The sequence below is a fragment of the Acinetobacter sp. KH_038 genome (genome assembly GCF_057839405.1).
In genome coordinates this window covers 1,939,971-1,955,786 of record NZ_CM174489.1, presented here as the reverse complement: position 1 = coordinate 1,955,786, position 15,816 = coordinate 1,939,971, and the positions used below count along the sequence as shown (strand labels likewise).

Below are 15,816 nucleotides of genomic sequence, written 5' to 3'. Positions count from 1 at the left end.
ATGATCAATACACAAATCCGTATCTCGATTGTGCTGACCCTGAGCCTGATTCTGATTGCACAGCTGATGTTTATTCCAGTTTTGCTCAGTATTATTTTTACCATCAGTATTCTGTGTATCTGGATTTACCTGAAACGCCAGCAACCATTTCCTAAAATTGGCACTTTTTTGCTGACGACTTTGGCACTGGGCAGTATTTATTTAAGTTATCAGAGTTTTATTGGTGTCGAGGCTGGCGTTGCTGTGCTATCGACATTTTTATTTGCCAAATCACTGGAAAGTAAAAACAAGCGTGATCTGCTTATCCTGTTTAATTTTGCCCTGTTTGTTGCTGCCAGTTCATTTTTGTACAGTCAGTCATTTGCGATGGCCATGGTCATTGTGCTGTGTTTAATCAGCTCTCTGATTGGCCTGTACCGGATGCAGACCAGCGAGTTTGAGCAGGAGCAAAAAACCCAACGTGCCGCCTTACAACAGGATGCCAAGCATGTGGGCAAGTTTATCCTGTACGCCATTCCATTTTTTATCCTGCTGTTTATTTTCTTCCCGCGCTTGCCGCCACTTTGGCATATTCCCATTCCAGAAAATAAAGGCGTGACCGGTATTAGCGACAGTATGTCACCTGGCGATATTGCCGAATTATCACAATCCAGTGCATTGGCCTTCAGGATTATTGGTGATATCAATAAACTTCCACCGCGTTCAGAGCTGTATTGGCGTGCTTTGGTGCTGGATGAATACGATGGTCAACGCTGGACCAGCAGTTTCATCAATCAGCAACCTTTAATACGACAGCCCATGGATAACTCGCCAGTACCGGCTGGCTGGAACTATCAGTATCTGGCTGCAGATCCTGCGGTGTTCTGGATTATGGGGCTGGAAAAATCAATGCCTGTGGAGCGCCGTTATTATAACCGTCAGGACTGGAGCATTGTGCCACGACGACTCACGCAACGCATTGAACCGATTTCTTTACAGTGGATCGGTACAGAATATAATCCTCAGGCTTTGCCCGCTCAATATGTCGAACGTACCAATACCCAAGTGCAACGCAGATTGGATCCTCGAGCGCAGCAGCTGGCACAAGGTTTATATGAACAGAGTGCTGCAGATCCACGCCGTTATGTGCAGAAAGTCCTGAACTGGTATCAGCAGAATAACTTTGTATATACCCTGAAACCGGGCCAGTTGGGACAAAACCGGATTGATGAATTTTTATTTAACTCCCGGCAAGGATTTTGTGAACACTATGCCTCGAGTTTCGTGATGCTGATGCGTTATGTTGGTATTCCTGCACGGGTGGTGACCGGCTATCAGGGTGGGGAGCTGGCACCGGATCGCAAGAGCTGGGAAGTCCGGCAACTGGATGCCCATGCCTGGACAGAGGTCTGGATAGATCAGAAGTGGCAGCGCTTTGATCCGACCGCCATGATTGCGCCACAACGTGTAGATGGCGGAATGCAGAATCTGCTGTCTCAAGATCAACGGGTATCGGCCAGTAATTCGGCTTGGGCATCGCAGAATAATTTATGGATGACCAGGCTACGTGTTTGGAGTGATTATGCCAGTTACCAGTGGCAAAGCAAGGTGGTGGGTTATAATGCAGAATCGCAACAGAAATGGCTATCAAAATTAGGGCTAAGTTCGGCTTATTCGAGTATCGTGATTTTACTGGGCAGCATTGGACTGCTGATTGTGGCCTATGTACTTAGAATTTATCTAAAAGCTCGCCAGACTCAATCTCCATTTGATCGTGCTATCCAGCAATTGGATCAGTCCTTAACTTCTGATTTTAAAAAACGACCTGCTGAAACTTTTCATCACTGGATGTTGCGTTTATCCCATCAGGTTCAGCCTGAAAATCAGACTGTATTTATTCAAGCTATCCAGATTTTTGAAAAAAACTTGTATTCGGGAACCCTTATTACTGAACAAGAAATTAAAAAATTCAAGGATTTGCTTAAAACTTGTGCGGATGTTCTAAAAAGCAAATGAAAAGACTTGTTTTAAGCGGCAAAAATTTATAATATGCCAAGCATTCTAGGTGTATAGCTCAGTTGGTTAGAGCGCTACGTTGACATCGTAGAGGTCAGCAGTTCGAGTCTGCTTATACCTACCAAGATTACTTTTTATATAGCTTTCTATAGGGTTGTATAAGGCAGAAAACCTTCTAAATTCAACAATTTAGAAGGTTTTTTTGTTTCTGGTGATTTGGTATGTTTCTCCAAAACTGACACTATCTTGTATCACTGTCTAATAATCTAACTCGTGATACAAGGTGAAGCGCATGTTTCGGAAAGACATAAAAAACGACCGCTGAAGCGAAGCTACCTTGCAATCATCCCATTAAGATGGATTATACCTACTTATTAATATCAAAATTTTAGATATTATAAGTTAAAAAATATAAATTGGATTAAAAGTAAAAAATGGAGAATGATAAGAATTCAAAGGAAATTAGTAAGGAATACTAAAATGGACAATAAAATTAAAGTTGCTGTGATTGGTGGAGGTATTGCGGGATTAGCACTTACGACCCAATTGGTAAAATATCAACATTTAGACGTCCATCTTTATGAGTCCGCATCACAATTTTCAGAAATTGGTGCGGGAATTTCTTTCGGTGCCAATGCTGTAGAAGCCATTTATTTACTGGGTTTAGGCCAAGAATACGAAAGTATTGCTGATAAGGTAAAAGCACCGTATACCGATATCTGGTTCCAGTGGCGGAATGGCTATACAGATGAATATTTATCCGCTTCTGTCGCTCCTAAAGTCGGTCAATCTTCTGTGCATCGTGCCGATTTTTTGGATACGTTAATTCATCTCGTCCCTCTATCCAATGTACATTTTAATAAGCGTGTACAGAACATTGATACGACTGCTGCTCAGGCTAAAATCACTTTTATGGATGGGCAAGTAGTTGAATATGATTATGTGATCGGCTGTGATGGTATTCATTCAGTAGTACGCAACCATGTTTTAGATTCTCAGCGGCTTCCACGCGTCACGCCTCAATTTTCTGGTACTTGGGCATATCGCGGCATTATCAAATTTAAGGATTTTCAAAAAGCGATTACAGCACTCGGTAATACTCCAGAATTGGCTGAAGTCCCACAAATGTTCCTAGGGAAGGACAAACACATCTTAACCTTTCCAATTCGTCAGGGAGAAGAAATAAATATTGTGGCGTTTAAATCCGACCGCACGCAAACCATATTGCCAGAAAATACCCCTTGGACTAGATCGGTTTCCAAACAGGAAATGCTTGAAGATTTCGCAGACTGGAGTGATAGCTGTAAAGCATTATTAAATTTGATTGAATCTCCAACATTGTGGGCGCTGCATGAAATTCAGCCATTAGAAACCTATAAAAATAAGACAAATAATGTGATTGTGATCGGTGATGCTGCACATGCCATGTTGCCGCATCAAGGTGCTGGTGCCGGACAAGGTTTGGAAGATGCCTTGATCTTGGCTAATTTGCTAGCTAATCCACAGCTGACACGTGAAACGATTAAACTGGTATCCGGAATTTATGAAGAAGTGCGTCTAGAACGTGCGATCAAAGTTCAGCATACCTCGCATGAATCTGGTGAGATTTATGAACTTTACTCACCTCTATATCCAAGCTTTGAAGATATTGGTGCTCATTTGGCACATCGTTTTGACTGGTTATGGCAGCATTCGCTTGAGCAAGACATTGAAACAGCCGTAGCATTATTGAAGCAAAAATTACAGAAGAACATCAGAATGGCAGGCTAAGTTCTCGAATTAAAATAAAAAATTGCAAAATGTTTCGACCAGGGAGGTCAGTTATGCAAAATATTAATGCCAATGAAATTATAGATCAGGCCAAATTGAAAGCAATTCACTGGCGTGTGATTTTACTGAGTGCGCTGATTATTATTTTTGATGGTTATGATCTGGTGATTTATGGTGTTGCCTTACCACAACTCATGAAAGAATGGCAAATAGACACCATCACTGCCGGTTTTCTCGGCAGTGTTGCCTTATTCGGTATGATGTTTGGCGCAATTATTTTTGGTAGTCTAAGCGACAAGTTAGAAAGCTATGGATTTAGCCGTAAGAAACTGATCGCACTGTGTATTATCTTATTCAGTGGTTTCACCTTGTTATGTGGATATGCCACTAATCCACAGAGCTTTGGTATTTTCCGTTTTCTGGCAGGTCTCGGTCTGGGTGGGGTAATGCCTAATGTGATCGCCCTGATGACTGAATATGCACCAAAAAAATTACGTGCCACACTTGTTTCACTGATGTTTAGTGGCTATGCAGTAGGTGGAATGTGTTCAGCGCTATTAGGGATATGGTTGGTGCCACAATTTGGCTGGAAAATCATGTTTATTATTGGCGGAGTACCGCTGTTGCTGCTGCCACTGATTTGGTATTTGCTACCTGAATCGGTTGATTATTTGGTACGACGTAAAAAAACAGAACAGGCTTTTCAAATACTCAAACAAATTGATAGCACTATCACGTATAGCCAGCAGACACAGATTACCCTGCATCATGAGAATCAAACTGTCTCTAAGTCACCTGTGAAAGATTTATTTGCAGAGAATCGTGGGCCTGTGACTTTATTGTTCTGGACCAGTGTATTTATGGCCTTAATCTTGGTTTATGCTTTAGGCAACTGGTTACCAAAACTGATGGTTGAAGCGGGATATGATTTATCGACCAGTTTAGTCTTCCTTTTCGCACTCAATATTGGCGGTATGTTAGGTGCAATTTTTGGTGGATATCTTGCAGACCGTTTTAATTTGGCCAAGGTACTATGCACTTTATTCGCCAGTGGTGCGATTGCCTTGTTGTTGCTCAGCTACAGTCTACCGACTTTTATCCTCTATATCTGTATTGCTGTTGCAGGGGCTGCTTCCATTGGTGGACAGATTTTGTTATTGGCCTATATGTCACAATTTTATTCATCCAATATCCGTGCGACAGGTTTAGGTATGGCCTTGGGTGTAGGACGTCTAGGCGCGATTTTAGGTCCAATTTTATGTGGTTGGTTGCTGAGTTTGAGCTTACCGCTCACGTATAATTTTATTGCGCTTGCCATTCCATGTATAATTGCAGTAATTAGCGTTTCAATGATTCACTATCGTCTGAAGCAGAAAAAATTAAAAGCCGTCGTTGCACAAGCTTAAAAAATTGACTTAGGGAGGATTCCCTCCCTGAGTGATATTGGAATATTTGCATTGATTGATCTGAGTCTTATTAAAGTTTTTATTATCATCTACGAAACAAAAAATATTAGTCATGCAGCTGAAAGACTGAATTTAAGTCAGCCTTCAGTGACCTACAATCTCAATCGCTTACGTAAATTCCTCAATGATCCTCTATTTGAACGCGATAAATTTGGTGTCAAACCGACCAAATTGGCACAAATTTTATATCCAAGTTTTAGTCAATCGATTGCTGAAATTGAAACAGCCATCGCAGCAACACAACAATTTGATCCAAAAACCTCAAATCGAACTTTCCGTCTAGGTCTATCGGATTTAGGTGAAATCTGTTTATTACCTTCACTGATTCAATATCTTTCCAAAGAAGCACCCTTTATAAAAATTGAAATTGAAGAAATTCATTCAGATCAAGTAGAAGCATGGCTGATTGAGGGCTTTTTAGACGTTGCTGTGTTTAATAGTAGCTATACCGTGATGCCTAAGATCGAATCACGTAATTTATTTGAAGAGCGGTATGTGTGTATTGCTCATAAACAGCATCCACGTATCAAGGATCAACTGAGTTTAGAGCAGTATTTACAAGAGAAACATGCTGCAATCAAATCTTCTACCGGGCATATTGAAATAGATCAAAGACTCAAAGAGCTGGGATTGAAACGCAATATCATGTTGGAGGTGCCGCATTTCAGCGTATTACAGGATGTCGTAACTAATTCAGAATTACTAGTGACTCTACCTTCACGTGCAGCAAGCGTCTATAAGCGTAATAGTGACATCAATATTTTTGAACTACCCTTTACGGTTAAAACCTTTAATGTCAGTGCTAACTGGTATAACCACCATGAAGATTTAGAGGCCCGTACCTGGTTTATTCAAACCTTACGAGAAATTTTTCAGTCTTTATAGTCTAGTCAGCTCCATTTTTCTTAAGGAATATAGCAATAAAATAATTTTTATTAACTAGAGCAAGTTCACGCTTATGCTTCTTTTGTAATAGCTCCAATTAAAATGGATCATGACCTTAGACAGTATTGTGGACAACAAATTCATCTAAATTCTTGAAATATTTCTGTTCAAAGGCTTCTGGGCTTAACCAGTCGTTTACGGAATGCCTTCTGAACTGATTGTAATAAGTCTCAATATAGTCAAACAAGATAGTATTCGTCTCTTTTCGAGTAGCAAATACACTGCCATGAACCACATGATCTTTCAATGAACCGTAACGGGTTTGTCGGAGACTTTTTATTTAAGTTAGGCCACCTGACCTGACGACTTAATCTTATCATAGTACATTGCTTCAAAATCAAAAGGTGGCACATAACCTAATGCCAGCCCGCTGATAGATCAGTCGTTTACGGTACAGCGATGGCACATGATCAGCACACTTTGACATCAGTAGCTGATTTAAGAGAATTTTAACTTATAAATATTTATTTTAAAAATCATGTAGATAATTTTTTGCAGGCTCTAATAATATTTCTTAAGTCGATAATCGAGCTTTGCTCGACTAATACCCAACAAACGGGCAGCTTCAGATACATTCTGTTTGGCTTTTTGCATGGCGGTCATAATCAGTTGTTGCTCATGCTGTTCTAAGTCAAAACCTTCGGTTATAAATGTATCTAAATGCGTGCTGCCTTGCACATCTTCAGCATCGTGTTCATGCTTTTGTGGGAACAAAGCATTCAGTTTAATCATTTGTTGGTCTTCGGTGAGCAGTACTGCGCGCTCCAACAAGTTTTCCAGTTCACGGATGTTGCCTGGCCAAGCATAACTTTGCATAAAGGCGGTGGCTTTTTCGCTCACCCCCTGAATTTGTTTGTTGTACATTTTCTCAAAGCGTTTTAAAAAGTGCTCAATTAAAAGGGGGATATCTTCACGGCGTTCTCTGAGCGGTGGAATCTGCACAGGAAAAATATTCAGGCGATAATACAAATCGGCACGGAAGCGTCCTGCTTTAACAGCCTGTTCCAAATCTTCGTTGGTGGCGGTAATCACACGGACATCTAAATGCCGTGTTTGCGAATCACCGACACGTTCAAATTCACCCTCCTGCAAAATACGCAGCAAAGCGGCTTGCGCTCGTGGCGAAAGCTCGATCACTTCATCCAGAAAAATAGTACCATTATGTGCACGTTCAAACTTACCCAAACGTGATTGATGTGCGCCTGTAAATGCACCTTTTTCCACCCCAAACAGTTCAGATTCGATCAGTTCTGGTGGAATTGCAGCACAGTTCACTGCCACAAAAGCATGCTCTTTGCGTTGGCTTAAGTCATGTACGCCACGGGCAAAGGCTTCTTTACCTACGCCTGTTTCACCTTGCAGTAAAATCGAGACTTTGGCACCAGCAGCTCTTTTCAGCAGGTCACACACACGTTGATAGGCGGCAGATTGGCCTACCGAGCTGAACATGCTGTAGTCATTTTTACTGGTGCTGTAAATAGATTTTTTTAGCTCAAATAATTCAGCCTGTAAGGCTATCAGTTCTTTTTCAATCGGTTCAGGTGACATGAACTGAATCAGCTCATCGGCATTTTCCCATTCACTGAGTGGTTTACCAATAATGCGGCAGTTTGCATGTCCGCAGGTTTTACATTCCACTTCTTGATAAATAATGGTCATTCCTGTGGCAAAGCTACTGTAACCACAGGCATAGCCGAGTAGCATCCAACAAGAGGGTTCGTTGCTGAGCCCAAACTGTTCAATATGTACATCGGCTTCAAAGGAGTTGTACCAGTTTAAATCGGCATAAAACTGTTTTTTCTGATGATTCAGAATTAGTTGATTGGCTTCGACTTTAACCATGCCCCGGATACCATGCATTTGTGGCCCTGCCATAAAGGCCTGTTCTTCATTTAAGCCAGGGCGCATTTTAGTGGTCACTTCGGCATCTTTCAGTCCTGCCTGATAGCCCAAACGAATGAAAAAGCGTTTGGTACGCTGTATGCCAATCATGTTGGCCAGGTCTTTACGCAAATAGCCCATGATGCTGGTATGCATCAGTAACATGCGATATTCATCAAACCAGAGTTGTCCATGCTCAGTGTCAAAATGCAGTTTAGAAAGCAAGTCATGAATTTCTTGAGGATGACCTGCGTATTTGCCACTGCTGTCGTATTTTACTCGTACCATGCGCCGTGTTTAATCCATTAAATTCGATGCGTTTTAGCCATCTTATGCAAGTTTATGTAAATTCAATAATACCTAAACAACATCAAGCCAAACCTTAAAAGTATTGTGTTATATCTAACTGTTTTTGTTGTTTTTATTTCATCTTTATCATAAGCGAATTGAGTGAATTACAAGGGTAACTTTTTGTATCTGATTTGGGGGAATTTCATCAAATCATGAAATCTTAAATTTTTTAAAAGTCAAAATTCATCAAATCATGAAATTGAAATTCTTATAAAAACACTATTATTTTTTAAATTGTTGTTTTTTATTGTTTTTATAAAGTTGGCACGCTTGTTGTAAGAGTAAGAGTAAGAGTAAGAAACAGATGCATGAAGCAACTGAAGCAAGCACTGAATGATTCAGGTCTTGTAGGAGAACACCATGAAGGATGCAACAGGCACATTACCTTTAACCAAATACATTCGGGTAACTGGCGATATTGATGCCGCATTTGTCGAGTTCGACTTTGCCATTCACGATCCAACTTTATATGTGGAGTTGGTTTTGCCACAGCAAGCATTCCGTGAGTTTTGCGCCACCAATCAGGTGGTGGAAATGAGCGAGCAGCAACAGGCTGTGAATGATGCTGAAGAAGATAAATGGCGTTATGGCATCGAACACAACACTTTGGTCGGTGCACAGCGATACAACATTGATCATGAAGATCAACACTGAATGCTTAAGGAGATAAGCGATGACTTTAGAAATCAAAACAGCGGGTATTGAGCCAATTCGTCAAAACTATGCCTATATTGAGCGCCGTTTTGGCAACAAGCCTGCGACCCGTTATCAGGAAGTGAGTTTTGATATTCAGGCGGAAACCAACTTTCACTATCGTCCGCTGTGGAAACCTGAAAAAACTTTAAATGATAAAACTCACACTGCTATTGAGATGCAGGACTGGTACGCATTTAAAGACCCACGTCAGTTTTATTACGGGACTTATGTACAGCATCGTGCACGTTTGCAGGATATTGCCGAAAGTAACTTTAGCTTTTTTGAAAAGCGTCAGTTGGCAGAACATATTTCTGAAGAAGTTAGAGCCAAAGTCATTGCCTTGTTTTTGCCGTTTCGTCATATCGAGCAAACTGCAAACTTACACATGATGTCGGGCAGTGCTTATGGTTACGGTACGGTACTAACCCAAGCCTGTATTTATGCCGCAATGGACCGTTTAGGCATGGCGCAGTACATCTCACGAGTCGGTTTAGCGCTCGATGGAAATACAGGTGAATCTTTAATTCCTGCCAAACAAGCGTGGATGCAGGACGATGCATGGCAAGGTCTGCGCAAGTTGTGTGAAACAAGCTTGACTGAACAAGACTATTTCAAGCTGTTTTTATTACAGAACTTGGTGATTGACAGCTTTATGAGTGAATTGGTCTACACCCAGTTTGATCAGTGGTTGGCACAGCATGAGGCACGTGACTTGGCCATGCTCATGGAATTCATGCAAGAAGCGTTGTCTGATTTACGCAAATGGTCAGACAGCGTATTTAAAACTGCTGCTGCAGAATCTGAGCACAACAAACAATTGCTGAGCCAGTGGTTGGCAGAATATTTACCTGAAGTTAAAGCGGCATTTGCACAGTGGGCAGCGCAGGCATTGTCTGCAGAGGCGGTAGATGTGGCTGAACAAAAACTGCTGGAACGCAGTAAAAAATTGGGTATTCAACTTGAACAAGTAGCACAGGCTTAAGGAGAAGCAGCATGTCTAAGGTTTATATCGCACTACAGGACAACGACACTTCACGCTACATCATTGAGGCGATTGAAGAAGACAATCCAGAAGCCACCATTCAATATCTGCCTGCCATGATTCGGGTAGAAAGTGAAACAGACTTGATTGTTAAAGCAGAAACCGTATCTGAAAAGCTGGGACAGGATTGGGACATTCAGTCTTTACAACTCAACATGATCACCTTGGGCGGCAACGTCGAAGAAGATGACGACAGCTTTCGCCTGCACTGGAACTAGGAATGAAGATGTGCACTGAGCGAAGTTACAGCACAGTGCCACCAGAACATATTGCTGCATAGATTGCCGCTAAAAAATTTAAGGATGATGAGCATGACTTCACAAGTTAAAACACCAGCAAAAAAACTGAATGCCAAAGACCGCTATCGTGCGTTAACCCGTGATTTGGATTGGGACTTTTCTTATGCCGACCGCAAAGAAGCCTTTCCATACGAAGAATTTGAAGGCATTAAAATTACAGACTGGTCTAAATGGGAAGACCCATTCCGTTTAACTATGGATACCTACTGGAAATATCAGGCCGAAAAAGAGAAAAAACTCTACGCCATTTTTGATGCTTTTGCACAAAACAATGGTCAAATGAATGTGACCAATGAGCGTTATTTAAATGCCATCAAACTGTTTTTGACTGCGGTCACACCGCTTGAATATCAGGCGTTCCAAGGTTATGCACATGTCGGTCGTCAGTTCAGTGGTGTGGGCGCACGTATTGCATCGCAAATGCAGTCGATTGATGAATTGCGTCACGTGCAGACGCAAATTCATGCCATGAGCCATTACAACAAATTCTTTGATGGTTTTCAGGACTGGTCACACATGCATGACCGTGTTTGGTACTTGTCTGTACCCAAATCATTCTTTGAAGATGCGCGCTCTGCAGGACCGTTTGAGTTCTTGTTGGCCATCAGTTTTGCCTTTGAATATGTATTAACTAACTTGTTGTTTGTTCCGTTCATGTCGGGTGCAGCGCACAATGGTGATATGGCCACCGTAACCTTTGGTTTTAGTGCGCAGTCCGATGAAGCACGTCATATGACTTTAGGTCTGGAAATCGTGAAGTTCTTGCTTGAACAACATGAAGATAACGTGCCAATCGTACAGGAATGGATTGATAAGTGGTTCTGGCGTGGAACCCGTTTGTTATCCATTGTGGGCATGATGATGGACTACATGCTGCCAAACAAAGTCATGTCTTGGAAAGAAGCATGGGAAACTTACTTTGAAGAAGCGGGCGGTGCGTTATTTAAAGACCTGAGCCGTTACGGTATCCGCATGCCGAAATATTCAGAAGTGATTACCAAAGAGAAAGAACACGTGTCACATCAGGCATGGTGGATTTTCTATAACTTTGGTCATGCTGCAGGTTTCCACACCTGGATTCCAACTGATCAGGAAATGGACTGGTTATCTGAAAAATACCCAGACACCTTTGACAAATATTACCGTCCACGTTGGGAGTTGGCACGCAAAATGGAAGCAGAGGGTAAGCGTTTCTACAGCGCAGGCTTACCGCAATTATGTCAGATTTGCCAAGTACCAATGACCTTCACGGAAATGGATGGCGATCCAACCATGTTTACCTATCGTGAGTCTGTTTATAAAGGCGAGCGTTACCACACTTGTTCAGATGGCTGTCACGATATTTTTGAACGTGAACCAGAAAAATATGTACAGGCATGGTTGCCAGTCAACCAAATTCTACAAGGGAATTGTGGTGGCTTAGACCTAGAAAATATGTTGCGTGAATATTATCGCTTTAATGTTGGTGCAGATAACTTGGATATTGAAGGCTCACCAGACCAGCAACGCTGGAAAAAATGGAAAGGTGATGCGGCTTAAAGCACATTGCCTATTCAACGAGTAGTTTATTTCAAGATTTAAATTTAAAAGGAATTTGGTTTGAGTTATTAGCGCTCAAACCGCCTCAATACGGAGAATGACCATGTCAGTACGCGCTATTCGCCCAGATTACGACTTTGAACCACGTGACCTACAAAAACACTATGGCGATAACATTTTGATTTATGTGGGGTGGGATCATCACACTTTATATTGTGCTGCACATGCCATGCTGGTTTCACCTCAGCAAACTTTTCAGGAATTTTTAGATCAGCAAATGCAGGCGGGTTTCCATCAACATCCTGACTTTGAAAAAGTTAAATGGGAAGAGGTGCAATTTACCCTGAACAAACAGGCGATTCAGCCACGCGCTGAACAGACTTTGGCAGAGCTTGGTTTTGATCAGAAATCACTGCTTCGTTTTGTGACCCCAGGATTGAAGGGTTATCAAGGCGCACACGTTTAAAACAGCAACAACACGACAGTAAAAAGACAGCTAAGCACAGACAGCAAAAGTAAGACAGGAGGTCGCAGATGAGCTATCAAGTCACAATTGAACCAATTGGCACAACCATTGAGGTTGAAGAAGATCAAACCATTTTAGATGCTGCGTTACGTCAAGGCGTGTGGTTGCCATTTGCGTGTGGGCATGGCACCTGCGGCACATGCAAAGTCCAGGTCACCGATGGCTATTATGATGTGGGTGAGGCGTCGCCTTTCGCACTTATGGATTTAGAGCGTGAGGAACACAAAGTGTTGGCTTGCTGCTGTAAACCTGAATCTGACATGACTATTGAAGCTGATGTTGATGAAGACCCTGATTTTCTGGGCTATCTGGTACAGGACTATCAGGCCAAAGTTATTGAGGTACGAGATTTGTCTCCAACCATTAAAGGTGTGCGTTTGCAGTTAGACCGTGCAATGGATTTTCAGGCAGGGCAGTACATTAACGTGCAATTCCCGGGTATTGAAGGCACGCGTGCGTTCTCTATTGCCAATGCGCCAAGCGAACTGGGTATTATCGAATTGCATATTCGTCATGTGGTGGGAGGCAGTGCAACGACTTATGTGCATGAGCAGCTAGCAGCAGGCGATGAGCTGGAAATTTCAGGGCCATACGGACAGTTCTTTGTACGTAAATCGGATGAACAGGGTGCGATCTTTATTGCAGGTGGCTCAGGTTTGTCTAGTCCGCAATCTATGATTTTAGACCTGCTTGAATCGGGCGATACCCGCACCATCTACCTGTTCCAAGGGGCACGTGATGTTGCAGAATTATATAACCGAGAACTGTTTGAGAAATTGGTCAAAGACTATCCAAACTTCCGCTACATTCCTGCCTTGAATGCGCCTAAAGCAGAAGATCATTGGACTGGGTTTACAGGCTATGTGCATGAAGCAGTTGCCGACTATTTTGAACAGCGTTGCGGTGGGCATAAGGCCTATTTATGTGGCCCACCAGTGATGATTGATGCGGCCATTTCAACTCTGATGCAAAGCCGTTTATTTGAGCGAGACATTCATACCGAGCGCTTCTTAAGTGCTGCTGATGGTGCTAATGGTCAGTCACGTTCTGCATTGTTTAAACATATTTAAAACAGATTAGAAAAACCTTAAGGATATCGTTCAGTGCTGAAGTAAACCGCTTTGGCACTGAGCTAAAACTAACACTGGAATGCAGTGTCAAAAGCCAAAAATAGCACTCTTCAATTCTACAGTGCCAAAATAATCAAGGAACATTACATGGACCGTCAACAAATTGATACTTTAGTGAAAGAAATGAACGTCGACACTGCGGCAGGCCCTGTTGATCAGCGTGTGCAGCAAATTGTAGTACGTTTGGTGGCAGACTTATTTCAAGCCATTGAAGATTTAGACATTCAGCCTTCTGAAGTCTGGAAAGGTTTAGAATACATTACCGACGCAGGCAAAGCTAATGAACTTGGTTTACTCGCAGCAGGTTTGGGCCTGGAACATTATCTAGATTTACGTGCCGATGAAGCCGATGCCAAAGCAGGCGTGACAGGTGGTACACCACGTACCATTGAAGGGCCGCTGTATGTTGCTGGTGCACCTGAATCAGTCGGTTTTGCTCGTATGGATGACGGTTCAGAATCAGACCATTTAGATACCTTAATTATTGAAGGTAAGGTCACAGACACACAGGGCAACATTATTGAAAATGCCAAAGTAGAAGTTTGGCATGCCAACGGTTTGGGCAATTATTCATTCTTTGACAAAACTCAGTCTGACTTTAATTTGCGCCGTACCATTTTCAGTGATGCCGCAGGTAAATATGTAGCACAAACCACCATGCCAGTTGGTTATGGTTGCCCACCAGACGGCACGACTCAAGCTTTATTAAACAAACTGGGTCGTCATGGTAACCGTCCATCTCATGTGCATTACTTTATTTCTGCACCAGGTTTCCGTAAATTGACTACTCAATTTAACATCGAAGGCGACCAATATCTTTGGGATGACTTTGCGTTTGCTACCCGTGAAGGTCTTGTTGCGACAGCAGTAGATGTGACTGATCCTGCGGAAATTCAGCGCCGTGGTTTAGACAAGCCATTCAAACACATCACCTTTAACTTTGAATTAGTAAAAGACGTAAACAACACACCATCAACCGAGGTGGAACGCCGCCGCGCGAGCGCATAATTTTCCTTCCCTAACGCTGACTTTCCAAACTTTTCACAGCTTACTCCAGCATCATCAAGCCATTTGGTGATGCTGCTATCTTCAGTTTCTGGCCAGGGTATGAATGATTCAACATGGCAAGCAAACTTCATCAAAACTTGCATTGAATAGGATGTTCTATGAATAACAAAATCTGGGCACTCATGTTATTGAGTGGCATGGCAACGCACGTCTGTGCGACTGAAAATGGTTTAGACTCGTTTGCACTGGGTGCAGAAGGTATTGGGGCAGGTGCTTTGCCACCGCCTGGGGTATATTTGCTTAACTACTACCAAAATTACCATGCCAGTGAGTTTAAAGATGGCCCCGACAATTTCCACGTCGATGCGAATGCCTTTATTCCACGTCTGGTGTGGATGACCCCACAACAAATTGCAGGTGGGCAGTTGGGCTTATATGCGGCACAGCCTTTGGTGGCTTTGCGTTTAAATGTGATGGGCATGTCGGACTCCAACAGCGGTCTGGGCGATTTGATCATTGGAACCATGCTGGGCTGGCATAAAGGCAACCATCACAGTATTGCAGCTTTGGAAGGTATTTTGGCCACTGGTGATTATGATGATTCCAATCCACAACGTCATGTAATCGCTAATTTAGGCAAGAATTATCACACCATGCGACCAATTTTTGCCTACTCGTATTTGCAGCCACAAGGTTGGGAGTTTTCGACCAAACTGTCTTATAGCTTCAATACTGAAAATGAAGATACCAACTATCAATCGGGCGATTATTTTGCTGGGGATTATGCGATAGGTTATCAGTTGAATGATCAAGTAAAATTGGCACTAGAAGGCTATGTTTTTAAACAAACCACAGATGATGAAGTGAATGGTACCAGTATTGGCAATAAAGGACAGGCATTGGCATTTGGCCCTGCAATTCAATACAAACAGGATAACTGGTCATTGGAGGCGAAGTTCCTGAAAGAAACTGAAGTGGAGCATCGTCCTGAAGGACATTCCACCACCTTAAAAATGGTGTGGGCATTCTAACGACTCAGGGTTTTTACTGAGACGATGATCTTAGAATTAAGCCAAGTTTAACTTGGCTTAATTCTTTACACTTCGTGGATTTTAGTTTTGTTTTCTTGTCTTTGGAGAGAGTACTTTTACCGTTATGAAAAATGTCA

13 protein-coding genes, 1 tRNA gene and 1 pseudogene are annotated in these 15,816 nt (G+C 42.3%); 13 read left to right on the top strand and 2 right to left on the bottom strand.

From position 1 onward, the window contains the following. The 5 genes from AC3IT7_RS09175 to AC3IT7_RS09155 all read left to right on the top strand — a co-directional run bounded on the left by AC3IT7_RS09175 (position 1) and on the right by AC3IT7_RS09155 (position 6,116). On the top strand, positions 1 to 1,995 hold the full coding sequence (locus tag AC3IT7_RS09175) for a transglutaminase TgpA family protein (protein ID WP_489248240.1): 1,995 nt from the start codon (positions 1 to 3) through the stop codon (positions 1,993 to 1,995). Positions 1,996 to 2,042: 47 nt separating this feature from the next. Further along, positions 2,043 to 2,119 (top strand) — tRNA-Val (locus tag AC3IT7_RS09170). Positions 2,120 to 2,475: 356 nt separating this feature from the next. After that, a complete protein-coding gene (gene salA / locus AC3IT7_RS09165) occupies positions 2,476 to 3,765 on the top strand; it encodes a salicylate 1-monooxygenase (RefSeq protein ID WP_489248239.1) in 1,290 nt (429 codons plus the stop codon). A gap of 53 nt (positions 3,766 to 3,818) precedes the next feature. Beyond that, positions 3,819 to 5,171 carry an MFS transporter gene (locus tag AC3IT7_RS09160; RefSeq protein WP_489248238.1) on the top strand — a complete coding sequence of 451 codons (1,353 nt, stop codon included), beginning with the start codon at positions 3,819 to 3,821 and terminating at the stop codon, positions 5,169 to 5,171. A 54-nt stretch (positions 5,172 to 5,225) separates the two neighbouring features. Then, positions 5,226 to 6,116, top strand: coding sequence for a LysR family transcriptional regulator (locus AC3IT7_RS09155; RefSeq protein WP_489249998.1), 891 nt, complete (start codon positions 5,226 to 5,228; stop codon positions 6,114 to 6,116). Between the two features lie 115 nt (positions 6,117 to 6,231). Here the strand turns inward: AC3IT7_RS09155 and AC3IT7_RS09150 are convergent. Continuing rightward, positions 6,232 to 6,423 (bottom strand): annotated as a pseudogene (locus AC3IT7_RS09150) (IS3 family transposase); the annotation flags it as partial. Positions 6,424 to 6,677: 254 nt separating this feature from the next. After that, positions 6,678 to 8,345, bottom strand: a complete 1,668-nt coding sequence (gene mobR / locus AC3IT7_RS09145) for a phenol degradation transcriptional regulator MobR (RefSeq protein WP_489248237.1) — start codon at positions 8,343 to 8,345, stop codon at positions 6,678 to 6,680. 423 nt (positions 8,346 to 8,768) lie between these two features. On the opposite strand from mobR, the gene AC3IT7_RS09140 reads away from it, so the two are divergent. The 8 genes from AC3IT7_RS09140 (at position 8,769) to AC3IT7_RS09105 (ending at position 15,679) form a co-directional block, all read left to right on the top strand. After that, complete coding sequence (locus tag AC3IT7_RS09140) at positions 8,769 to 9,062, top strand: phenol hydroxylase subunit (RefSeq protein ID WP_489248236.1); 294 nt, start codon at positions 8,769 to 8,771, stop codon at positions 9,060 to 9,062. A gap of 19 nt (positions 9,063 to 9,081) precedes the next feature. After that, complete coding sequence (locus AC3IT7_RS09135; protein WP_489248235.1) at positions 9,082 to 10,086, top strand: aromatic/alkene monooxygenase hydroxylase subunit beta; 1,005 nt, start codon at positions 9,082 to 9,084, stop codon at positions 10,084 to 10,086. Between the two features lie 11 nt (positions 10,087 to 10,097). Beyond that, positions 10,098 to 10,364, top strand: coding sequence for an MmoB/DmpM family protein (locus tag AC3IT7_RS09130; RefSeq protein WP_489248234.1), 267 nt, complete (start codon positions 10,098 to 10,100; stop codon positions 10,362 to 10,364). 93 nt (positions 10,365 to 10,457) lie between these two features. After that, the gene (locus AC3IT7_RS09125; protein ID WP_489248233.1) at positions 10,458 to 11,984 is read left to right on the top strand and encodes an aromatic/alkene/methane monooxygenase hydroxylase/oxygenase subunit alpha; all 1,527 of its coding nucleotides are present in this window, start codon (positions 10,458 to 10,460) and stop codon (positions 11,982 to 11,984) included. A gap of 103 nt (positions 11,985 to 12,087) precedes the next feature. Next, positions 12,088 to 12,450: a phenol hydroxylase subunit P4 gene (locus AC3IT7_RS09120; protein WP_489248232.1), complete on the top strand. Its 363-nt coding sequence runs from the start codon at positions 12,088 to 12,090 to the stop codon at positions 12,448 to 12,450. A gap of 68 nt (positions 12,451 to 12,518) precedes the next feature. After that, positions 12,519 to 13,580 (top strand): NADH:ubiquinone reductase (Na(+)-transporting) subunit F, encoded by a 1,062-nt coding sequence (locus AC3IT7_RS09115; protein ID WP_489248231.1) that lies wholly within the window; start codon positions 12,519 to 12,521, stop codon positions 13,578 to 13,580. Positions 13,581 to 13,727: 147 nt separating this feature from the next. Beyond that, a complete protein-coding gene (gene catA / locus AC3IT7_RS09110) occupies positions 13,728 to 14,648 on the top strand; it encodes a catechol 1,2-dioxygenase (protein WP_489248230.1) in 921 nt (306 codons plus the stop codon). 158 nt (positions 14,649 to 14,806) lie between these two features. Further along, a complete protein-coding gene (locus AC3IT7_RS09105; protein WP_489248229.1) occupies positions 14,807 to 15,679 on the top strand; it encodes a SphA family protein in 873 nt (290 codons plus the stop codon). The last annotated feature ends 137 nt before the right edge of the window (positions 15,680 to 15,816 follow it).

What these genes read in the sequence shown, in the direction of transcription:
- salA (WP_489248239.1), top strand. Translation starts at nt 2,476, where the DNA reads ATGGACAATAAAATTAAAGTTGCTGTGATTGGTGGAGGTATTGCGGGA.
- AC3IT7_RS09125 (WP_489248233.1), top strand. Translation starts at nt 10,458, where the DNA reads ATGACTTCACAAGTTAAAACACCAGCAAAAAAACTGAATGCCAAAGAC.
- AC3IT7_RS09140 (WP_489248236.1), top strand. Translation starts at nt 8,769, where the DNA reads ATGAAGGATGCAACAGGCACATTACCTTTAACCAAATACATTCGGGTA.
- AC3IT7_RS09130 (WP_489248234.1), top strand. Translation starts at nt 10,098, where the DNA reads ATGTCTAAGGTTTATATCGCACTACAGGACAACGACACTTCACGCTAC.
- catA (WP_489248230.1), top strand. Translation starts at nt 13,728, where the DNA reads ATGGACCGTCAACAAATTGATACTTTAGTGAAAGAAATGAACGTCGAC.
- AC3IT7_RS09105 (WP_489248229.1), top strand. Translation starts at nt 14,807, where the DNA reads ATGAATAACAAAATCTGGGCACTCATGTTATTGAGTGGCATGGCAACG.
- mobR (WP_489248237.1), bottom strand. Translation starts at nt 8,345, where the DNA reads ATGGTACGAGTAAAATACGACAGCAGTGGCAAATACGCAGGTCATCCT.
- AC3IT7_RS09115 (WP_489248231.1), top strand. Translation starts at nt 12,519, where the DNA reads ATGAGCTATCAAGTCACAATTGAACCAATTGGCACAACCATTGAGGTT.
- AC3IT7_RS09135 (WP_489248235.1), top strand. Translation starts at nt 9,082, where the DNA reads ATGACTTTAGAAATCAAAACAGCGGGTATTGAGCCAATTCGTCAAAAC.
- AC3IT7_RS09175 (WP_489248240.1), top strand. Translation starts at nt 1, where the DNA reads ATGATCAATACACAAATCCGTATCTCGATTGTGCTGACCCTGAGCCTG.
- AC3IT7_RS09160 (WP_489248238.1), top strand. Translation starts at nt 3,819, where the DNA reads ATGCAAAATATTAATGCCAATGAAATTATAGATCAGGCCAAATTGAAA.
- AC3IT7_RS09120 (WP_489248232.1), top strand. Translation starts at nt 12,088, where the DNA reads ATGTCAGTACGCGCTATTCGCCCAGATTACGACTTTGAACCACGTGAC.